Here is a 19,553-nt window from a genome sequence, read left to right as displayed (position 1 = left end):
TTTACGTTTACCTGGAGTCCAACGACGCTATTCTTCAGAAATTGATTCTGATTGGATAATAGGCAAGTTTTCAAGGCTGCAAATGCAAGAGGTATTAGGAACGAAATGATATATTGCGTACTCTTGGAACTGGTGAAGTAAAAGCAATCAAGAGTAGCCTTGGAGATTTTAGAAGATAATTATTCGAGTTGCTAATCTTGTTCGCCTCAATGGAACGAAATCGAATAAATGAAAGATAACAGTTTCCCAAACATAGCAATATGCGAAAATGCTCAAGTAGACAGTAATTAAAAAGCAACATTAAGCAACCTGAGTCCGATACTCATACGGGCTTAGGTTGTTTAATTTTTGTTGAAAACGTTGGTAGTTGTAGAAATGGATATAACGTTGGACAGCATGTTTCACTTCGGCACCTGTTCGGAAAGTGTAGCGATCAAAACACTCCATCACAAGCTTCAAGTCATTTCTACGACTGATCTGATAGGCGATGATCTCGTTGTTATACAGGTCTTTAATGGCGGATAGGTACAGTTTCTGTCCATTAAATATGAGATAGGTGATATCGGTGACCCATTTCTCGTTGGGTCTTGCAGCGTGGAAATCCCTATTCAGAAGATTACTTGAAATGACATATGCTTCTTTTTTGCCGTAATAAGGCTTTTTCTTGCGGATGACCGCTTGGATTCCCATCTCGTTCATCAAGCGCTGGACTCGTTTGTGGTTTACGGTCTGTCCGTATTTCTTCTTGATCCATACTTTGACCCGTCGATATCCGTAAATTCCTCTGACTTCTCTACAGCACTCCGCAATCTTCATTTTGATCTGTTCGTCCTCGCGCTGTTTGGTGGAAATGAACTGCTTCCTTTCCACGTTTTTCTAATTTTCCCCATATAAAATCCCCCCATAATAGACAGAGTAATGTGCCTGCTTTTTTCTGTCCACTATGAGGGGATCATATCATGAGGAGGTCCCTTTTATTTTTCCTTTTTTGAGCGCTTTGCGTTCGGACTGCTCCCACTGTCTTAATAACGGATACGGGTCAAAGGACCAATCTGCCCAACCATTGTCCCGATATATACCATAGTGCAGATGCGGTGGAAACTTGCCTTGGGTACCGGGTTTTCCATAGCCCGAGCTTCCGACCCAGCCAACCGTCTGGCCGGGTGTAACGATGTCTCCGTTGTGGACGGTTTTGTCAAAGCCGGAAAGATGCGCATAGTAGTGATAGCGGTTGTTGAGATCTCGAATCCCGATTCGCCATCCGCCGAAGGGATTCCAGCCCTTCATTTCAACTACACCGTAGCAGGTACTGCGAACTGGAACTCCATAGCCAGCAAACAGATCAGTTCCTTCATGTATCCGGTAGCCGCCCCAGCTGCGACGGCTTCCCCATGTGCTGCGGTAGCTATAAATGCTGCCTAAAGGAAGGGGGAAAGCTTGACTGCCCAGATCCAGCTTGCCATACGTCCGATACAGCTTAGCAAACTGCTGAACTCTTTGAACTGCGCGGCTGTTATGGTAATATTCCCAAACGGCAATACCAAATTCATCCTCGTTGTTTCCATACTTTCCGAGATAAGATGCGATGCTGAACAGCAGATCCTTGTCATTATTACGGTCAGCGATTCCATCACCCGAACCGTCTTGTCCCAGCCCGGAAAATAGTTCAATGGAACGCGGATTTTGATCCTCCGAATCAGGGTTCATCAGGCCGGACCAGACTGGTCCCGTGATGAAAATACCTATGATCCGTTCCGCATGCTTCCGATCCCTGGGATGGGCCACTGTAAGTGTGCGTTCATACTGGTCGATGGCAGCCAGCCTGTACCAAGGAACTCCAGTCAGGGCTTCGATGGAATGATATAAAGCTAGCCTGGACGTATACGACGAAGACTGAGCATGTGAAGCATCTACATTTGCGGTCAGGCTACTTCTGGCGGACGAGGACTGTAAGTGATTGGCAAAGGCACGAGCAGGAAGCGGACAGGCCGTTGTCAGTGTAGTAGCGCATAACAGCAGCGATAACAAACGAACAGCTCGGGCTGTCCGCGTAGGGTAAGGCACGTGAACCGACCTCCTATAGAAGGGCTTAATCGCCCGATAAATTCTAGGCCCGTATTCAATAACGTGAAAGGGGCGCTTTTGTTTAGATTGAGCCATATCCGCCGCTTTTATCCATGTAAAGAGTTTACTTTTTCCGGCATCAATGTCATATCAAAAAGGGAACAATGAATGGAGGTTTTTCCATGGCTTTCATGTTATAATGTATGGCAATGACAGCTTAAGCTTATCAGAAAGAAGGTCTATGCCATTGTCTAGAAAAGTAAAGGAAGCTAAGCCCGACTGGATTCGTATTAAACTTACGACAGGCGATAACTATCAGGAAATCAAGAGCATGATGCGTTCCAAGACATTACATACCGTATGTGAGGAGGCACGATGCCCTAATATATATGAATGCTGGGCCAATAGGACAGCTACATTTATGATTTTGGGTGATATTTGTACGCGTGCGTGTCGTTTTTGCGCAGTAAATACGGGAATGCCTACGGAACTGGACTTGCAGGAGCCTGATCGCGTCGCGGAAGCGGCAGGGAACATGAATTTGAAGCACTGTGTCGTAACCAGTGTGGCTCGCGACGATTTAAAAGATGGGGGCGCTACTATATTTGCAGAAACGGTTCGTGCGATTCGCGGCCGATTACCTTTTTGCAGTGTAGAAGTATTGATTCCCGATTTTATGGGCGATATTGAATCGCTGCGAATCGTCATGGATGCCAAACCAGATATTCTGAATCATAATATTGAAACGGTGGAGCGCATGTCCGACAAGGTTCGGGCTAAAGCGAAATACCGTCGCTCTCTGGAGCTGCTTCAACGTGCGAAGCAATTAAATCCGGCTATTCCAACGAAATCAAGCATCATGCTAGGTGTAGGGGAAGAGTGGGACGAGATCTTACAAGCCATGGATGATCTGCGTAAAGTCGATTGTGACATTCTGACAATTGGTCAATATTTGCAGCCGTCCGAGAAACATTTATATGTGCAAAAATATTATCCACCGGAAGATTTTGCGAAGTTAAAGGAAGAGGGATTACAGCGGGGATTCAGTCACGTCGAATCTGGACCGTTGGTCCGCAGCTCCTACCAAGCGCATGAGCAGGTGAAGTCAGCCGCTCAGCATAAGGAAGAAAGCGCCCTTTCGCAGGCTTGATCCGGGAAAGGCGGTCAGAATAGCTTGTTTCAAATCGGTGGTAAAAACTATGAATTGTTGCAGGATCACAAGAACGGATGGAATCCCGAAGCGTTTCGTGATCGGTATAGTGAAGTGCTGGATCGCTATGACTACATTATTGGTGATTGGGGTTACAATCAGCTACGTCTGAAGGGCTTTTATCGAGACGGCCATCCCAAAGCAAATAAGGATACATCTATAGTGGTACTGGACGATTACATTAATGAATACTGCAATTTTGGCTGCGCCTATTTTGTGTTGCAAAAAAGCCGTGAATTGGTTAATAAAAACGGCGCCAATGATGAAATCATTGCTCCAGATATTCAGCAGTTGGTAGATGCTCAAAGGGAACAAGCGGGAACGTTAGAACCCGAAGAGCAGCAAGAAGTATTGCAACATACAGCTGGAGAACAGGAGTGGCCGCAACCACAGCAGGATTCCACAGCTACGGAGGAATCGCGAGTGGAGCAGCCTCGAGAATCCCGAGAACCACGTGAGATGCAACGTCGGGAACCGAAGGATGCCCAGGAAGTACGTGAACGACAGCCGCGTGAAGCTCGGGAAAGTCGTCCATCCAGAGAAAGACGTGAAGCAAAGGATGGACGGAATCCGGGTGAAGGGCAGCAAACCCGTGAACCACGTAGACAGCGCAATCAGCAGGGAAGTTTCGATAAAAAGGAATCGCGTGGACCACGCTATGAGCGTCAATCAAAGGAAAATCGGGAGGGACGGCAAGTTCGTGTCTCTCGTGAACCTGAGGTCCAGCGTCAGACCCAGCCAGCTGCTAAAGCCGAAAGAGCTGAGGGTAAAAAGAATAAATCATTTACAGCTCCACAACAAAACGGTTCCTGAATTTTCAGGAACCGTTTTGTTTGTAAAAAAAGAGCCGAATTCGGCTCTTTTATAGGTTCTAATTAAGAAAAGCGTTGCGTACTCGATCCCAAAATGGGAAAGGACGGTAACGAGCGAAGCTGATCTTCTGACTTGCGACCTGACATCGAACAGAGATTAAGTCATCGACAGGAAAGTTCAGGTGATCTACTGTCAATAAAAGACGCTGATCTTTCCGTGAAAAAATATCACAATGATGGTGTTTGGGCAGTAGCAATGGCGATCCCAGTGTCCGATACACGCGGTTATTAATGGAAGCGATCTCAGTCAATTGCAATGCTTCAATGGTGGGGTGAACCATAGCTCCGCCAAGTGCTTTATTATAGGCGGTCGTTCCTGAGGGGGTAGAAACACATATACCGTCACCGCGAAACATTTCAAAGGTGATATCGTTAATATCCACTTGGGCAACGACAGTGCCATCCACCCCTTTTAACGTAAACTCATTCAAGGCAATAAAAGAAGCATTGCCTGACTTCTTGTGAATTTCCAACTCAATCAGTGGATACTTAACGATTCTCGGGTTAAGCGGTCCCTCAGATCCGCTTTGGCTCATCAGGTGGATTAGCTCCTCCAGCTCGTCCGCACGCCAATCAGCATAAAAGCCCAGATGACCGGTATGTACACCAACAAAGGCAATATCCGGAATGCGGTCGATGAAGGTATGAAACGCATGAAGCATCGTACCATCGCCTCCAATAGACACGACGATTTCCGGCGATTCGGCATCCAGCTTGAAATTCTTTTCTTGGGCAAGACGGTGAAATTGCTGACTCAAGTCCATGGAGTGCTGATCCCCGCGATCCAGAACATAATATCTCAAGATGAAAAGCTCCTTTGTCATGGGTATATATCGATCATAATCAATTATGAGCAAGAACACAATCGTTCATTGCCTGTGTGTTCTTCTCAAACGTACGTATAAGCGACTTGTACCCACACTCAACCATGAGAGACTAAGCATTCCAGCCAGTATAAAGACAAGAACTAGCAGACTTTGCAACAGCATGGCGGACGAGAAGCCAGGAGACCACGCGATGTCGTATATTGGAGAAAAGACGGGAGAGCTTCCCTGTCCCATCAGAGGCCGCCATAACACGAGAGCTAGCAGTGCTGAGATGATGCCGTGCGCAGCCCGGGCCAACAAAAATGGCATATAGCGGAGATTTGTCATATTTAAAATACTTGCAACCTGCGCATGAACCGACAGCCCGCCCCAGGAGAGAACAAAAGCGGCTGCGGCTACCTTGAATGGTAACGCCGCTGTCGTGGCTTCACCTGCGGCTTGCGCTCCTAAAGTGACTTCGAAAATACCACCCACGATGGACTCCGTTAACGTAGGAGGAAGACCACATGCAGTCAATAGGCTTGCCGTAAGCAGGTGAAGCCCGCTCATTAAACCGGAGTTCGTCAAAGCTTCTAAAATGACGCAGAAGAATACAACTAGCCCTCCTACGACAATAATAAGGCGTAGGGAGGAAGTAATCGCCTGACGAAGTAACTCACCCAATGGGCGACCATCTTCCAAACGAGCTGTATGCATGGCATATAATGCTTGGCGTAGGGGTCCAGGCTGACTATTGCGATCTGCTGCTTTTGTATTCTTGGACTTCGACCAAGCTTTTTGAGTAGGTTGAGGGCGGTCGCTGCGAGTATCTGTTTCCCCTGAACGGGAACCGTGAAAGCGCATAAGCAGCCCGATGATGAGCACGCCACCATAATGGGCCGCGCCCAGTACGAGTGCAATTTCTGGTTGATGGAAGAAGCCAACGGAAACCGCACCGATCAAAAATATCGGATCAGAGGAAGTCGTAAACGCAACCAAACGCTCTCCTTCAATGCGTGTGATCCATTTTTGCTCCCACAGCTTGGCTGTTAGTTTAGCTCCAATCGGGTAACCGGATGCACAGCTGACCGCAGCGACAAAACCTCCACAGCCAGGTACACGGAATAGAGGCTGCATCAGCGGATCCAACAGCGCACCTATGAAATGAACAATTCCGAAACCGAGGAGAAGCTCGGAAATAACGAAAAACGGGAATAAAGACGGAAACAGCACGTCCCACCAGATGGCAAGCCCCCGAAGCCCGGCATTCAGAGAAGATTGCGGGTATACAGCCATAAGCATAAATAAGAATAGCAGTGTAAGGATGAGCAGAGGAAGTGAGTAACGACGGTATAGCGACATAGAGGCCCCTCCTTTGGAGTTGTACTAATATACCTATGTGGGGGATGGACAAAGAGTACAAAAAATCAAAGAAAACGGTTACATCTAATGCTGTATTTTTGTAAATAGTATGTTAAAATAGGAAAACAACGATCCATAACCTTAAGGATGGAGTGATCAGGATGAGTATCGTTGCCGGTCTGTTCGTATGTGCTTTTGTGTATGTTATTCGTGCCTCTCTCGTCCATCCCGGTGAAGAGGATTGGCGGAGTTATTAGTTGTGTTTATAGAATGACGAAGCTGTGTGCAACGAAGCACACCCTCTTCATATGTTAAATTGATAAAATGACGCTTATTTTTAGCGTCATTTTTTGTTTTTTGTTATAATACGGGTGTATATTTATTACCATAGCACAGAAAGTTGGAGAAAAGTGAATCCTAGCCTGAGCATTTATGACAACCTTGGGGGTGCGGAAGGTGTTCGTGCTATTATTGAGGCCTTCTACCCGAGAGTTTATAAAGATCCGTTGTTAAGTCCCCTGTTTCCTAAAGACATGGAACCGGTTAAGGAAAAGCAGTATATGTTCCTGAGCCAGTTTTTTGGAGGACCGTCTCTTTTTTCTGATGCATATGGTCATCCGATGTTACGTGCCAGACATATGAAGTTTCCCGTAACGGAGGAGCGAGCAGAGGCATGGTTGTCTTGTATGGCAGGTGCGTTAACGGATACGGGCATTGAGGAGCCGCTTCGTTCAATCATACTTAACCGTTTGTCTGGTCCTGCGCATCATTTTGTAAATACCCCGTAAGCTTTCGGGGATTGCCGAATTTTGGAGAGGGTTGTAAAAACATTGGAACTTGAACCGTTATATCAGATCAAAATCGCTTGCCCACATTGTGAAGAAGAATTTCAGACATCCCGTGTCAGACCAAGCCTAAAGAAGGCCATTCGTACGGATTCAGATTTTTGTGCTTATTATAAGAATGAAAATCCGGATTTTTATGTCGTAAGGGTCTGTCCTCATTGTGGATTTACCTCGACAGAGCACTCTACCGTTCAGTTAAGCGATCAGCAAACCAAGATATTTAAGGATAAAATCGGTAATCGCTGGCAGTCTCGCGAATATGGCGGGCATCGTAGCTGGGAAGAGGCATTAGAAACGTATAAACTGGGTTTACTCTGTGCCCAGGTCATCGGAGAAAAGGAACGCGTAGTAGCCAGTCTATTACAGCATATCGCATGGATGTACAGATACCAGGGAAATGAGGAGCAGGAGCTTCGCTTTCTCAAATTTAGTCTGGATTCGTATGTTCGGGTCTATGAGCTGGAGGGTGTCGGGGCGAATAATGCCAAACTGCTTTATCTGATTGGTGAACTGCATCGACGTACAGGCAACTTTCACGAAGCAGTACGCTGGTTTTCGCGTGTCATAAATGACAAAAAGATTATGGATGCAGCCATGATCCGGGCTTCCCGTGAACAGTGGTCTGTACTGCGAGAACAAATGTTGGCTAAAAATTTCCAACTGCCGGAGGAAATGCAAAACGCAAGCTCCTCTTGAAGAAATAAAGGTGTGCACTATGGCCGATTTAGGCTCATGGTTCACACCTTGTTTGTAAAACGGGTTATCTTATCTTACAACTGCTCATGAATTAATGATGACGCAATGTGGTATCTGACAGCAAATAATCGTCATCACAATCCACCAAAGTAACCTTGTTATGGCAGCATGGAAACACAAGCAACTTTTTCATACCTTCGTGTATGAGCTTAAGTTCTTTTGGCTTCAGGGGCAGCAAAACATTATCATGGTTGCAAAACGGACAAGACTGTACATAAACGTCTCCCATGACGATGTCATAAGGCCAGGTTTTATGAAAAGGGATCATGATTTGTCCGATTCTCTGCCGTTCGGGTCAGCGGTTTCTTCTTTAGCCAGTTCGGCCAGCTTTTGCATCAAAATGTGCTGGGGTGTATGCATAAGGTGTTCCAGCGGAATGCCGAGCTTTTCGGATAATTTCACAGCCGTTTCCGGCGAAATTTGTAAGGGTCTCATCCTGTTTTCCTCCCAATTGTAGTGATTTACTATCACGATGTAGCTTTATTGTATATGAAACCACATGAATTCGCCAAAAAAGAAAGGTGGAACTATTATGAAAACACCGTTAAAGCAAACATGGGATCTGGAATCTATTTTTAGCGGAGGATCTTCCTCTGCCTCATTTCATGCATTTTTGGAAGAAATGGAGAGCAAGGTCCAACAACTGCAATCCCAGCTTAAAGCAGCCAAAGTACCACAAACGGTATTGGACACCGAGCGTCTGGATAGTGTACTGAATAGCATACAGGAGCTGTTTAATGGCGCGTCGCAGGCGGGCTCCTTTGTCTCTTGTCTAACTGCTCAAAACCAGCACGACAAGCTGGCTGTTCAACTGGGGGCGCGTGTCAACACGCTGTATGCCCAAGGGAAAAGTGCTTTAGTATCTTTCCAGAACTTGCTGGCACAAACCAGTGAAGACATTTGGCAGAAATGGATGGAGCGCGAAGCTATCCAGCCGATTTCTTTTGTCCTGACTGAATATCGGAACGAAGCACGTGAAAAAATGGCTCCTGAGCTGGAAAGCCTTGCATTGGATCTGGCAGTGGATGGCTACCATGGCTGGGGCGACTTTTATGATACCATTGTCAAAAATATGACGATCCCTGTGCCAGAAAATGGCGAGATCGTAAACCTGTCTGTAGGTCAGGCTGCTAATAAGCTGGATGAAGCAGACCGCAGCGTACGTAAAGACGTGTTTGCACGTTGGGAAGAGGCATGGACTCAGGTAGAGGACTATTGCGCGGATACATTGAACCATTTGGCAGGCTTTCGTCTGAAGCTATATGAAAAACGAGGCTGGACAGATGTGCTTAAGGAACCGCTGGAAATCAGCCGTATGTCTGCACAAACGCTAGATACGATGTGGCAGGTTATTAATGAAACAAAGCCTATTGTAGTCAAATACTTGGAGCGGAAAGCAAAACTGCTGGGCTTAGAGAAGCTGTCCTGGCATGACGTTGAAGCTCCGCTGGGGACGTCAACTACTAAAATCCCTTACGACGATGCTGCTGTAACGATTGTTGAGCAATTTGGTAAATTTAGCTCGAGAATGGCTGACTTTGCCCAAATGGCTTTTGAGAAAAGCTGGATCGAAGCAGAGGATCGTCCAGGCAAACGTCCGGGTGGGTTCTGTACATCTCTGCGTCTGAGCAAAGAGACCCGTATTTTTATGACCTATGCCGGATCACCATCCAACGTTTCGACACTGGCCCATGAGCTCGGACACGGTTATCATCAGCATGTGATGAATGAATTGCACCCATTGAATCAAAACTATGCCATGAACGTAGCTGAGACGGCATCGACGCTGGCAGAACTAATTGTATCAGATGCTTTACTGGAAGCTGCCGAGGGTCAGGAGAAGGTCGCTTTGCTGGAGGATAAAATTCAGCGTGGTGTAGCCTTCTTTATGAACATTCATGCTCGTTTCCTGTTTGAAACCCGTTTTTACGAGCTGCGGAAAAAAGGAGTTGTGGGAGCACAACAATTAAGCGAGTTGATGGAACAAGCGCAGCGTGAAGCGTTTAGTGGTGTCCTGGATGAGGCTCATCCTCATTTTTGGGCATCCAAGCTACATTTCTATATTACGAACACTCCTTTCTACAACTTCCCGTACACATTCGGGTATATGTTCAGTGCAGGAATTTACGCTTTTGCGAAGGAAAATCCTGACGGCTTCGCCGACCAATATGATGCCTTGCTGCGTGATACGGGTCGCATGACAGTCGAAGAATTGGCTTCCAAGCACTTAGGTACCGATTTAACACAGGCTGACTTCTGGCGTAATGCTGCGCAAGTTACTGTTCAGGATATTGAGCAATTTTTACAAATGACAAAATAACAGATTTACACTTTTGAAAGGTCTCCCATAAGGGAGGCCTTTTTTGTTATTTTTGCAGAAGATGATGAACAAAGTCGCAAAATGTCGAAGTGTAATTAACATTACCTGTTGGTGAAATTTAAAATGATGGATATACTTAGAAAATAGTTATAAATACCCAATTATGTTGGTTTTGATTGTAAGGTTAAAAATCTTCGCATATAATTGAGCCGTAAGACCTATTAATTATTTCTTGATAAGGTATATAGGAGGGTTTTTGTGATGGATGAAGTAGGTCAATTGTCGTTAGCAAGGCAGATGGATATCGTTTTAAAAGAACTGGATAATGAACTGGCGGGTTTGTCGTCAGGTATCGTATTTGTACAAATACGTAACAATGTAGTTGGGAAATTTGGGATTCGCCATAACCCGCTTGCAGGTAAAGGGGGCACATTTGCAGCAGTAGAACCGGGGTTATCAGCAAAGCATCGGGAGGATTTTCGGCGTATGGCTCTAGAAACGCTAAATCATAAGCGTAGCTGGACTCATGGTGAGATTGCTTTCGATTTTGCCATTAGACAAGGAACGATTTTGGTAGATGCAACACTGGAGTCCAACTACAACATGGCGAATCTCATGATCCGCTACAACAAGCCTACATACCGAGCGGCTAATTCGGAATAATTATCAATATGAGGATTTTGCAAATCCATAAGCGACTTCCAATGAACAAGATATAGATCGAAATGGTTTAGTTCGTCTATATCTTGCACTTCGAAGCGACTGGAATCGAATTTTGCAAAATCCTGATTTTAAAAAAAGAGTAAAGAAAAGGCGGCCTTCCTAGGGAAGACCGCCTTTGTTATATGCCCGTTATAACGCATTTTGGTAAATTACGATGAACGGAATGCTCATGTGGAATAATGACGCTTATTGACCTGAACGACCTGATAATTGCTGTTCGGCCAGCTGTACCAAGCGTTTAGTGATATAACCTCCCAGAGAACCAGCTTCACGGGATGGCATGTCACCGTAGTAACCATCTGCCGGAATGGTGATGCCCAGCTCTTGTGCAGCTTCATATTTCAATTGTTGCAATGCGTTGTTGGCTTGAGGAACAACTAAGTTGTTACTGCGACGGCTTCTGCCTTGATTAGCTTCATTCATGTGTAGTCACCTCCTTCGGCTGTGATGAGGTTAGTATGCGACAGAGTTATGAAAATATGCGCCGAAGGAAGAAAAGTGACTAGAGGAAAATTACGGATATATGATATGAATCTGAGTTTTGAGATCGATGGATTGCTGAGGCTCCAAACGGATCAGTCCGGCTCCCCCGACAGGATCAGGTGAATTGGGCGCATCAGGCAGACATGTATAAGGCTCAATGCAAAGATACTGGTCGCATTCACCTTTGGTATATAAAACCCAATACTTATAGTATTGCTCATCTGCTATGTAGCGGATTTGATAACCGTCGTCACGAGTCAAAAGAGCTTCAGCAGGGCCATCCGTTGCCCGCAGCAGAGTGTCTAGATTTGTTCCTTTCAGAGAAAGTCCCGAAGAGAGCTGTTCCAAGTCATCTAACGAAGTAATGATACCTGTAGGTAGCTGTTCAGCATCCTGCTCATATACGCCGTTCACAGGTAGCTTTAGACGCCAGCGCTCAGGTTCTCCGTCCACCATAAACCAAGTGTGATATCCCAAGCCAAATGGGGCTGCTTTTTCGCCCAAATTCGTTACGCGCAGCGTTTGACTTAATACAGCACCCTGCAAGCGATACGTCATCTCCAGACGTAAAGGAATGGGGAATTGTTCCATCCAGTGCGGATCACTTTCTGTTAAAAGCTCGGTAGTAACACTGCAACCTTCTTCATCCTCTTCAATATCACTGCAGCGCCAGGACTGATTACGATGCAGACCGTGTATATGATTGTCATTGGCTGTATTTCGGTCGAACTGATAAGGAACACCGTCAAACTCAAATTGTCCCTTGCGAATTCGGCCTGGAGGAATCAAAATGGGCAAGCCAAAATGATAAGGCTTTTGTAAATAGAAAGCCAATTCTTCCTCACCGGGCCGACGTACGATATCCCGGTCGAGCTTCAGATCACGCACTGAAATAATATTATTCCCGAGGCGAGGGATCATCGTAACTTCCAGTTCACCACTATGTAAAACATACGTGTCGTAACCGTTCCAGTGTTCTTTGGTCACCTGTTTCATATCCATGCTCCTTTGTCCACTATAATCGGTTGAAGCTTCGTGTCATTATGATAACAGATTTTTGGTCGTAGGGCACAATCGTCATTTGACAATAACATTATGCGGAATTATCATTAATGTAGTTTAGAAAGTAATGACATGGATAACGCGATGATGAGGACAAGTAAGCTTTCGCATAAGCTCTTCAGAAAGCCGGTGGTGGATGGGAACCGGTGAGCCTGCACTGCTGAATGGACCTTGGAGTGCCGCACAGAACAGGAATTTACTGTCCTCAGTATGACGGCCGATTGCTCCCCGTTAACGGAGCTTTAAGATTGCAGGCAGCCACGGAGCATAGCTCCGACAAGTAATAGGTTGACGGCAATGAATAAGGGTGGTACCACGGTCTCGCGTCCCTTGAGGATGCGGGGCCTTTTTGCGTTCTAATTTTGAAATACTGAGGAGGAAGAATATGAAAACTGTACTTTCAGGTATTCAGCCTAGCGGACAACTTACTTTGGGCAATTACATTGGTGCCATGAAAAACTTTGTCAAATTGCAAGAGGATCATCAATGTTACTTTATGGTCGTAGACCTTCATGCAATTACCGTACCGCAGGAACCGGCTCAATTACGTGAGCAGTCGGAGGCGGTAGCAGCATTATTTATCGCAGCAGGTATTAACCCGGAGAAATCCAATGTCTTTTTACAATCCCATGTTCCTCAGCACGCTGAGTTGGGATGGTTGATGACAACACTGACGAATATGGGCGAGTTGGAACGGATGACTCAGTTTAAGGACAAAGCGGCAGGCAAGGACTCTGTAGGAGCAGGGCTGTTCGTATATCCATCGTTGATGGCAGCTGACATTTTGCTCTACAACGCGGATCTCGTCCCGGTAGGCGACGATCAGAAACAGCATCTGGAGCTGACACGCGATTTGGCGGGTCGCTTTAATCACCGTTATGGAGATTATTTTACTGTTCCTGAACCGTATATCCCTGAAGTAGGGGCGAGAATTATGTCCCTGGATGATGTATCCAAAAAAATGAGTAAGAGCAATCCGAATGCAGGCAGCTTTATTGCGCTACTAGACGAACCGAAAGTCATACGCAAGAAAATCAGCCGCGCTACTACCGATTCCGGTAGTGAGGTTAGATATGATCCGGCCAATAAACCTGAAATTAGTAATCTGATGGGCATCTACAGCCAGTGTTCCGGTTTGTCACTCCAAGAAGTGCAGGATCGTTATGAAGGTCAAATGTACGGAACATTTAAAAAAGAACTGGCAGAGACCGTTGTAGCTATGCTTGAACCGATTCAGCAACGCTATCGCGACATCCGGGAATCCGGTGAGATTGGACGTATTTTAGCCCAATCCGCAGAGCGTGCACAAGAGGCGGCTGAAGTCACGCTGTCTGCGGTCAAAGAGCGCATGGGCTTTCTGCCACGTGTACGCTAAAGCATATTGAGACGAAACGGATTAGGCCTTTTAAAGGATTGGATTAGGAGCGGCGTTGTCGGGCTTTGACCACGAAACCCCAGCCGATATTGCCGACAGATAATAGCCCCAGTAGAATGGCAAGCCATGCGGAATAACTGATGGATATTGCGGCCGCGGTCAGCAGGACAATGGATGAAACGGCGAACCATAGGGATAAACCTTTGCTCATTGGTAAAAACCTCCAGTGTTCGAATGTTGAATTTCAGGAATAAGTAGTTGTAAGCGAGCCATAATAATCTTGCAAGCTTGCAATGAACCTCACTCACAAAGAACTGAAAGGAGATTCAAATATGAGCAGACGTCGTTCAAACAACCTGCAAGTACCGCAGGCCAACGCCGCTTTACAACAATTAAAATATGAGGCAGCTCAAGAACTTGGCATCACCATCCCTCAGGACGGTTACTTCGGTAATGTTGTTTCCCGCGAAACAGGTTCTCTTGGGGGATATATCACGAAAAAGCTGGTCCAACAAGCAGAACAATCCTTGTCGGGCAGCAGCCGTTTGCAGTAATACACATAAACACTCCATCTTGGAAGCTGTATTATGAGCAACTGTGATGAAGAAAATCCGGAGCGATCATGCTCCGGATTTTTTTTACGCATGGCTTATGACCATTGTGAATCACGCAAGTCCGCTTCGTCAAGAGGGCGCTTTCATGAGATGTGATTTTTGGCGCGAAAGACCCAAAAAAACAGCAAGCTCCCAGATTAAGGGGGAACTTGCTGTCTCTTGTTCATAAGGCTGGTTGTTAGCTTGGAAGCAGTTTTAATTCGTATGCAGGGAAAGGCGTTTTTGCATCTTTTCGTCACTGAGCCATCCGATATAACTGTTGATCAGTCCGAACTGCTTATCCATCGCGACCACAGCCACGAATGGATATTGTCTCCGGTGTCGGTACCTGACGTCTCCCCATCGCACAATGTAGCCCCATTCCAGTTCTTCCACCTCGGCAACGGCAAAGGAGGAAAAATAGCGAAATGCCTGCACATCGCGATAGGATTTGGATGCTTCTACGGCAGGATGTGTGGATGGAATTGCATGTTTCGTCCAAAATAAGTGTTTGCCATTTAAACCGCCAATGTCATAACTTCCATTCTGATGAGCTTTTACCACATGCCACCGGTTCCATGATACGGTGGGAATGATATAATAGATGTCGCCCTCCTGACGCTCATTGTCCATATCACGTACCGCTTTCCTGGTTATAAAATGACTCCAGGTTCGCCAAATGTAATATAGGCCAATAATAACGTACAGCGTAATAAATAAGGGAGCGGGTGGAATCAATCCGGTGACCCACAGCATAATCGCAGCAACATGGGTGCCAAAGATAAAGGGATCGAAAATATGGATGATATTCCAAGATATCCACTTGTTTGTAAACGGCCGGAATGCCTGTGTTCCGTACGTATTGAATAAATCTGTGAATACATGCAGGCAGACAGCAATCGTTACCCATAATGCTACATGACCTGGGGGCACATCTCTGAAGATCAGGCAAATCAGTCCTGTTATGGACAAGATCCATATCAACCAGAAGGGAATTGAATGCGACAGTCCACGGTGATTGCGAATGTAGGCTGCATTGTTTTTCAACCGAAGCAAAGTGTCAAAATCCGGAGCTTGTGACCCTACGACTGTAGCGAGCAGTACGACTGCGGCCAACTTTGGATCTCCGGCGACGACAGGATCAGTGTAGGCCAGCCCGGCCAATCCGATTCCCATGACAAAGTGTGTGGCTGTATCCATATCTGTCGCTCCTTTTGTATTGTTTCCTGTACTTATTACTACCCAAATTTACTGTAAACGATCAACAGGGGCGATTTGCCATCGGAATTGTGAACGTTTTGTGCGTTTTCTGTCAAACTTTTTGGGGTAGGTATATGATAAAATTTATATCGGAGTTCAACTTACTCCCGAATTCATACATCTCTAAGGGGGAGTTACTCACAATGGATAATATAAGTTATAAGACTTCTTCGGATGCGGCTACCTATTCTGTAAAATCTAAACCACCCGGCAAAGCGGGCACTTGGAAAGATTTTATTACAGTTACCAAGCCAGGCATCCTTCGTACCAATCTGGTTGCAGCCTTTGGTGGTTTTTGGTTAGCATCGCAATGGGACGTTGATTATATAAAGCTAATTCTTACACTTTTAGGTACAATGCTGGTTATGGCGTCTTCTTGTGTTTTTAACAACTATTTTGACCGTGAGCTGGATTTGAAAATGGAACGTACACGTAATCGCTCACTGCCAACAGGGCGTCTGACCCCTACAACGGTGTTGTCATACGCTATTATTTTGGGTGTTGTCGGGTTAGCTGTTCTATTCTTCTTCTCTGGTGTAAAGGCAGGATTACTGGGATTACTTGGTATGTTCGTCTACGTCGGTATTTATACACTTTGGTTAAAACGTTCGTCTACATGGAGTACATCCATTGGCGGTATTTCTGGTGCAATGCCTCCTGTGATTGGTTATGTGGCCGCTTCGGGACGTATTGATATGGGCGCTTGGCTCTTATTCGCTCTCCTGTTCTTATGGCAGCCTCCTCACTTTTGGGCACTTGCTATTCGCAGAGTTGAGGAATATCGCGCAGCAGGATTTCCGTTGTTGCCAGTCGTAAAAGGTATTCATCGGACCAAGATCCAGATGATTCCTTATATTGTATTGCTAATTCCGGTACCCATCCTTATGTATGCTTATGGATATGCCGGTATGATTTTTATGATCGTGTCCGTGTTACTGTCCGTGCTGTGGGCATTCTATGCCTTTAAAGGTTTTACGATTAAGGAAGAAGAAACAGATTCCTGGGCCAAAAAAGTATTTTTCTTTTCCATTAACCATCTGACACTCAGCTTCTTGCTGATGATCGTCGATACGGTTCATAAGTTCTAACATTTTAGAGGCATTTTATAGTGCATCATATAGCTGTCCAACAGGCATAAAAGCGGCCTGAGGACAGCTTTTTTGTTATTTTCAAGACTAAAGAACAGGTGGCGGGTATATAATGTATTCTTCCAATCCTGCTTTTTCCAATTGAGCGATCACATATTCGTCTGGAGTCCCTTCTACGCCAGCGTATCCTTTGCGGGTATACATATGGTAGGCATCTGGAAAAGAGTCTGCAAGCACACCCCTTATTTTTTTCCCTGAGCTGTCATTGTCCATAAATAAATATATTTCGTCGTGCTTGGCTCGCTTGTGGAGGGATTCCAGTTTTATAGAGTTTAGTGTGCCGAAGGTGCATAAAATGTGAACCTCCGGGTCAAGTAATCGGCGAAGTTTGCTGCGGTCATTTTTCCCTTCGACGATCACGGTTATCGCCATTTAGCTCACCCCTTGTCTGATACATATGCTCGAAATTCCCCGGGAAATGAAGAATATGTGTATAGTGTAGCTCCAAATAGGGTTCTCATGCAAAAAATAACAAAACAGCCTGCCAGAAGTGGCAGGCATGGGTACAAGGGGCAACATGTTAGGGCAATTCAGACATTAAAACCAGCAAGTACGGAGAATGATGACGAGCAGAATATAAAGAACAAGAATGATGCCAGTTGAAGTTCCAAAAACAGAACAAGGGTTTACAGGATGACAGTGGCTCACAGGCTGCACCTCCCTTTGTTAGTGAATGTTCAGTCAAAATAGTCTATGTGGATAGAGGCATAGCGTACTGTGCATTTGTCCTCTGAAACGACATTTTGGGCTTTAAAGGTAGCATATTAGCGTACCGCTGTCTCAGACTAGCTAGGAATGATAAGGTCCTGAGGCAGACAGTGGCGGCGTCGGAGATAATCGCTTAACGGGAACGAATAGCAGGCCAGCCATCAGAATCAGAAATGCGATAAAAAAAGGGGATATGTGATCCGGAAGCTGACCCGCCAGTACAGGCCCGGCAAAGGAGCCGATTGACGTTGCAATGGATTGCAGGGCAAAGGTTTTGCCCAGTCGCGCACCTCCAATTCGTATGAAAAGGGAGGCCAGCGCTGGAAAAATGATGCCTTTGGCTGTTCCTAAAATAAAAAGTATAATGCCAATCGCCGCTTCGGGCGTGGTGGCGAGTGCGTAAAAACTTAGAGACATCAAAATAATGCCACAAAGTAGTCGCACCATTGGTGAATATTTGTTCAGAAACAGCAGACTGAGCGTGCAAAGTGCTCCCAAACTAATGATGGAAAAGAGCAATCCGGTGGACATCATAGACGCAGAACCGTTATTCCGTAATGGAATTTCGTAAAATAAAATGCCTTGTGCACACGCCAAAACAAAAGGCAGGAGCAGGTAACGCCAATTGAATGGTAAACGCGTCTTCTGTACCCCGGATAGTGGAGCAGATGTCGCATGACCATCTGATAATTGGGCCTGTGGAGCGGGTGCTGTTTTGGGCAAGGTGAAATAAGCCATAAGCCCCGTGACTACGAGAATGATGCCAAGGGAACTAAATGTCTCACTAAAGCCGAAACTGGCTACGATAAATGCGCCGGCGGCTGGAGACAGGACAGAGGCGAGCGTGTGAACGACACCGTGTCCCGACATATATTTGCCTTGCGTAACTGGATGATCGGATAGCTGTGCCAACATGGCCAGACAGGCCGGAGATAAAAAGGCCAACACAAAACCGCTAATCGCACGAAGAAAAAGTAATTCCCAAGGTGTGTGGATGTACGATTGAATGATGAGGATGATGCCTGCGGCTGTTAGGCTAAACATAATATATCGGCGGCTGCCGTGTTTGTCGACCTTGGGACCGGCCATCAAATTACCAGGCAGGTGAGTTAGAGAGTAAATCCCCATCATCCAGCCGATAAAAGTAGGTGCTGCACCGAGGGAGATGGCGAATGGTGTCAAAATAGGATATTGTGCATGCAAATCGAAAAAGGCAATGAATAAAAAGAGATACAGCCAGAGGGCTGTTTTCATAGGATGACCCCCTTCCCTAATGTAAACTTTCATGTTGCACCACGTATTGGCCCTTCCTAAGTTGTACGCTGGAGTGGACGAACATAGACCACTTTGTATGGACAAGAATTGAATAACAAGGTATGTAAAAGAGCTAAGCTGACAGGGCATCACGTAATCATGTATAATTACAGAGACAATTTTGTGATTTGAATGATGTAGTTGAAAACGGGAGTGTAGCGAAATGGATAAGGGCGTCTGGACAGAGTTTTTGGAACATAATTGGCAGATCATTCAGGATAACTGGCTGTATATATTAATTGGGCTTGTCCTACTGTTAGTCATATTAAAGATTGTAAGAACTCTCGTAAAATGGCTGATTGTCATTGTCGTAATTGCAGGCTTGCTTATCTACAGTGGCATTTCCTTTGAACAGGTCGGCAAGGTCGTTACTCAGGCAAAGGATGATGCGATTAACAAGGTTCAGAGCGAGGCTTTGAACATGATGATCAAAGAGGGACGGGATGCCCAATACACATCCAACGCGGATGGTACGTTTTCGGTAACCAGTTCCAACCTGGAAGTGAAAGGTCCATTTGATGGTGACAAGGTCAAGGTATGGTTCCAGGGGATGTCGCTGGGCGAGTGGAGTATGGGCGATACCGTCAAGAAATATATCGAAGGTGCGAAAGGCTCGGCTGTAACACAGTCGCCACAGTCGCCGTAGAGACAG

23 protein-coding genes are annotated in these 19,553 nt (G+C 45.8%); 10 read left to right on the top strand and 13 right to left on the bottom strand.

Going from position 1 to position 19,553, the window contains the following annotated elements; all coding sequences use genetic code 11:
* Window positions 1-300 precede the first annotated feature (300 nt).
* Together MHI21_RS20855 and MHI21_RS20850 are read right to left on the bottom strand one after the other, a co-directional pair.
* Window positions 301-870: an IS3 family transposase gene (locus MHI21_RS20855; RefSeq protein ID WP_341163157.1), complete on the bottom strand. Its 570-nt coding sequence runs from the start codon at window positions 868-870 to the stop codon at window positions 301-303.
* An 87-nt stretch (window positions 871-957) separates the two neighbouring features.
* Complete coding sequence (locus MHI21_RS20850; protein ID WP_341163158.1) at window positions 958-2,064, bottom strand: M23 family metallopeptidase; 1,107 nt, start codon at window positions 2,062-2,064, stop codon at window positions 958-960.
* A 247-nt stretch (window positions 2,065-2,311) separates the two neighbouring features.
* Here MHI21_RS20850 and lipA point away from each other — a divergent pair, with 247 nt between their 5' ends.
* Together lipA and MHI21_RS20840 are read left to right on the top strand one after the other, a co-directional pair.
* Window positions 2,312-3,214, top strand: a complete 903-nt coding sequence (gene lipA / locus MHI21_RS20845; RefSeq protein WP_342418846.1) for a lipoyl synthase — start codon at window positions 2,312-2,314, stop codon at window positions 3,212-3,214.
* 24 nt (window positions 3,215-3,238) lie between these two features.
* On the top strand, window positions 3,239-4,087 hold the full coding sequence (locus tag MHI21_RS20840; protein WP_342418845.1) for a YutD-like domain-containing protein: 849 nt from the start codon (window positions 3,239-3,241) through the stop codon (window positions 4,085-4,087).
* A gap of 58 nt (window positions 4,088-4,145) precedes the next feature.
* Here the strand turns inward: MHI21_RS20840 and MHI21_RS20835 are convergent, their stop codons facing one another.
* Window positions 4,146-4,949, bottom strand: coding sequence for an NAD kinase (locus tag MHI21_RS20835; RefSeq protein ID WP_013372943.1), 804 nt, complete (start codon window positions 4,947-4,949; stop codon window positions 4,146-4,148).
* Between the two features lie 66 nt (window positions 4,950-5,015).
* Window positions 5,016-6,314: a sporulation integral membrane protein YlbJ gene (ylbJ, locus tag MHI21_RS20830; protein WP_342418844.1), complete on the bottom strand. Its 1,299-nt coding sequence runs from the start codon at window positions 6,312-6,314 to the stop codon at window positions 5,016-5,018.
* Window positions 6,315-6,724: 410 nt separating this feature from the next.
* Between ylbJ and MHI21_RS20825 the strand changes: the two genes are divergently transcribed.
* Both MHI21_RS20825 and MHI21_RS20820 read left to right on the top strand, forming a co-directional pair.
* A complete protein-coding gene (locus MHI21_RS20825; RefSeq protein WP_023990208.1) occupies window positions 6,725-7,102 on the top strand; it encodes a globin in 378 nt (125 codons plus the stop codon).
* A 42-nt stretch (window positions 7,103-7,144) separates the two neighbouring features.
* Window positions 7,145-7,855 (top strand): DUF2225 domain-containing protein, encoded by a 711-nt coding sequence (locus MHI21_RS20820; RefSeq protein ID WP_341163162.1) that lies wholly within the window; start codon window positions 7,145-7,147, stop codon window positions 7,853-7,855.
* A 91-nt stretch (window positions 7,856-7,946) separates the two neighbouring features.
* Here MHI21_RS20820 and MHI21_RS20815 read toward each other — a convergent pair whose 3' ends face one another.
* Both MHI21_RS20815 and MHI21_RS20810 read right to left on the bottom strand, forming a co-directional pair.
* A complete protein-coding gene (locus MHI21_RS20815; RefSeq protein WP_341163163.1) occupies window positions 7,947-8,183 on the bottom strand; it encodes a hypothetical protein in 237 nt (78 codons plus the stop codon).
* The gene (locus MHI21_RS20810) at window positions 8,180-8,350 is read right to left on the bottom strand and encodes a YycC family protein (RefSeq protein ID WP_342418843.1); all 171 of its coding nucleotides are present in this window, start codon (window positions 8,348-8,350) and stop codon (window positions 8,180-8,182) included. The genes MHI21_RS20815 and MHI21_RS20810 overlap by 4 nt, the downstream gene beginning before the upstream one ends.
* 97 nt (window positions 8,351-8,447) lie before the next feature.
* Here MHI21_RS20810 and MHI21_RS20805 point away from each other — a divergent pair, with 97 nt between their 5' ends.
* Window positions 8,448-10,235 (top strand): M3 family oligoendopeptidase, encoded by a 1,788-nt coding sequence (locus tag MHI21_RS20805; protein WP_190299624.1) that lies wholly within the window; start codon window positions 8,448-8,450, stop codon window positions 10,233-10,235.
* 261 nt (window positions 10,236-10,496) lie between these two features.
* Window positions 10,497-10,898, top strand: coding sequence for a hypothetical protein (locus MHI21_RS20800; protein ID WP_013311862.1), 402 nt, complete (start codon window positions 10,497-10,499; stop codon window positions 10,896-10,898).
* A gap of 246 nt (window positions 10,899-11,144) precedes the next feature.
* Here the strand turns inward: MHI21_RS20800 and MHI21_RS20795 are convergent, their stop codons facing one another.
* Window positions 11,145-11,381 carry an alpha/beta-type small acid-soluble spore protein gene (locus MHI21_RS20795; RefSeq protein WP_013311861.1) on the bottom strand — a complete coding sequence of 79 codons (237 nt, stop codon included), beginning with the start codon at window positions 11,379-11,381 and terminating at the stop codon, window positions 11,145-11,147.
* Between the two features lie 90 nt (window positions 11,382-11,471).
* Window positions 11,472-12,437 carry an aldose 1-epimerase gene (locus MHI21_RS20790; protein ID WP_342418842.1) on the bottom strand — a complete coding sequence of 322 codons (966 nt, stop codon included), beginning with the start codon at window positions 12,435-12,437 and terminating at the stop codon, window positions 11,472-11,474.
* A gap of 451 nt (window positions 12,438-12,888) precedes the next feature.
* On the opposite strand from MHI21_RS20790, the gene trpS reads away from it, so the two are divergent.
* Window positions 12,889-13,878 carry a tryptophan--tRNA ligase gene (trpS, locus tag MHI21_RS20785; RefSeq protein WP_061829859.1) on the top strand — a complete coding sequence of 330 codons (990 nt, stop codon included), beginning with the start codon at window positions 12,889-12,891 and terminating at the stop codon, window positions 13,876-13,878.
* Between the two features lie 43 nt (window positions 13,879-13,921).
* Here trpS and MHI21_RS20780 read toward each other — a convergent pair whose 3' ends face one another.
* Window positions 13,922-14,089: a hypothetical protein gene (locus tag MHI21_RS20780; RefSeq protein ID WP_007431986.1), complete on the bottom strand. Its 168-nt coding sequence runs from the start codon at window positions 14,087-14,089 to the stop codon at window positions 13,922-13,924.
* Between the two features lie 121 nt (window positions 14,090-14,210).
* On the opposite strand from MHI21_RS20780, the gene MHI21_RS20775 reads away from it, so the two are divergent.
* A complete protein-coding gene (locus MHI21_RS20775; protein WP_013311857.1) occupies window positions 14,211-14,432 on the top strand; it encodes an alpha/beta-type small acid-soluble spore protein in 222 nt (73 codons plus the stop codon).
* A 255-nt stretch (window positions 14,433-14,687) separates the two neighbouring features.
* Here the strand turns inward: MHI21_RS20775 and MHI21_RS20770 are convergent, their stop codons facing one another.
* On the bottom strand, window positions 14,688-15,671 hold the full coding sequence (locus tag MHI21_RS20770) for a metal-dependent hydrolase (protein WP_061829858.1): 984 nt from the start codon (window positions 15,669-15,671) through the stop codon (window positions 14,688-14,690).
* 203 nt (window positions 15,672-15,874) lie between these two features.
* On the opposite strand from MHI21_RS20770, the gene cyoE reads away from it, so the two are divergent.
* Window positions 15,875-16,819, top strand: coding sequence for a heme o synthase (gene cyoE, locus MHI21_RS20765; protein ID WP_013311855.1), 945 nt, complete (start codon window positions 15,875-15,877; stop codon window positions 16,817-16,819).
* A gap of 87 nt (window positions 16,820-16,906) precedes the next feature.
* Here cyoE and MHI21_RS20760 read toward each other — a convergent pair whose 3' ends face one another.
* The 3 genes from MHI21_RS20760 to MHI21_RS20750 all read right to left on the bottom strand — a co-directional run bounded on the left by MHI21_RS20760 (window position 16,907) and on the right by MHI21_RS20750 (window position 18,841).
* Window positions 16,907-17,251 carry a toprim domain-containing protein gene (locus MHI21_RS20760; protein ID WP_029518206.1) on the bottom strand — a complete coding sequence of 115 codons (345 nt, stop codon included), beginning with the start codon at window positions 17,249-17,251 and terminating at the stop codon, window positions 16,907-16,909.
* Window positions 17,252-17,416: 165 nt separating this feature from the next.
* Window positions 17,417-17,527 carry a YjcZ family sporulation protein gene (locus tag MHI21_RS20755; RefSeq protein WP_250240291.1) on the bottom strand — a complete coding sequence of 37 codons (111 nt, stop codon included), beginning with the start codon at window positions 17,525-17,527 and terminating at the stop codon, window positions 17,417-17,419.
* A gap of 141 nt (window positions 17,528-17,668) precedes the next feature.
* Entirely contained in the window at window positions 17,669-18,841 is a 1,173-nt protein-coding gene (locus MHI21_RS20750) for an MFS transporter (protein WP_342418841.1), read from the bottom strand.
* Window positions 18,842-19,064: 223 nt separating this feature from the next.
* Between MHI21_RS20750 and MHI21_RS20745 the strand changes: the two genes are divergently transcribed.
* Window positions 19,065-19,547, top strand: coding sequence for a hypothetical protein (locus MHI21_RS20745; RefSeq protein WP_342418840.1), 483 nt, complete (start codon window positions 19,065-19,067; stop codon window positions 19,545-19,547).
* Window positions 19,548-19,553: the final 6 nt, after the last annotated feature.

Origin of the sequence: Paenibacillus sp. FSL H8-0168 (genome assembly GCF_038592955.1) — a bacterium.
Lineage (GTDB): Bacteria > Bacillota > Bacilli > Paenibacillales > Paenibacillaceae > Paenibacillus > Paenibacillus polymyxa_B.
The sequence above is the reverse complement of the archived record's forward strand: the minus strand, read 5'-3'. Positions and strand labels throughout refer to the sequence as shown.

Excerpts from the sequence above, each read along its gene's own strand:
- MHI21_RS20770 (WP_061829858.1), bottom strand. The coding sequence starts at position 15,671 with ATGGATACAGCCACACACTTTGTCATGGGAATCGGATTGGCCGGGCTG.
- MHI21_RS20745 (WP_342418840.1), top strand. The coding sequence starts at position 19,065 with ATGGATAAGGGCGTCTGGACAGAGTTTTTGGAACATAATTGGCAGATC.
- MHI21_RS20790 (WP_342418842.1), bottom strand. The coding sequence starts at position 12,437 with ATGAAACAGGTGACCAAAGAACACTGGAACGGTTACGACACGTATGTT.
- ylbJ (WP_342418844.1), bottom strand. The coding sequence starts at position 6,314 with ATGTCGCTATACCGTCGTTACTCACTTCCTCTGCTCATCCTTACACTG.
- MHI21_RS20780 (WP_007431986.1), bottom strand. The coding sequence starts at position 14,089 with ATGAGCAAAGGTTTATCCCTATGGTTCGCCGTTTCATCCATTGTCCTG.
- MHI21_RS20775 (WP_013311857.1), top strand. The coding sequence starts at position 14,211 with ATGAGCAGACGTCGTTCAAACAACCTGCAAGTACCGCAGGCCAACGCC.
- trpS (WP_061829859.1), top strand. The coding sequence starts at position 12,889 with ATGAAAACTGTACTTTCAGGTATTCAGCCTAGCGGACAACTTACTTTG.
- MHI21_RS20760 (WP_029518206.1), bottom strand. The coding sequence starts at position 17,251 with ATGGCGATAACCGTGATCGTCGAAGGGAAAAATGACCGCAGCAAACTT.
- MHI21_RS20815 (WP_341163163.1), bottom strand. The coding sequence starts at position 8,183 with ATGATCCCTTTTCATAAAACCTGGCCTTATGACATCGTCATGGGAGAC.
- cyoE (WP_013311855.1), top strand. The coding sequence starts at position 15,875 with ATGGATAATATAAGTTATAAGACTTCTTCGGATGCGGCTACCTATTCT.
- MHI21_RS20795 (WP_013311861.1), bottom strand. The coding sequence starts at position 11,381 with ATGAATGAAGCTAATCAAGGCAGAAGCCGTCGCAGTAACAACTTAGTT.
- MHI21_RS20805 (WP_190299624.1), top strand. The coding sequence starts at position 8,448 with ATGAAAACACCGTTAAAGCAAACATGGGATCTGGAATCTATTTTTAGC.
- MHI21_RS20810 (WP_342418843.1), bottom strand. The coding sequence starts at position 8,350 with ATGAGACCCTTACAAATTTCGCCGGAAACGGCTGTGAAATTATCCGAA.
- MHI21_RS20800 (WP_013311862.1), top strand. The coding sequence starts at position 10,497 with ATGGATGAAGTAGGTCAATTGTCGTTAGCAAGGCAGATGGATATCGTT.
- MHI21_RS20750 (WP_342418841.1), bottom strand. The coding sequence starts at position 18,841 with ATGAAAACAGCCCTCTGGCTGTATCTCTTTTTATTCATTGCCTTTTTC.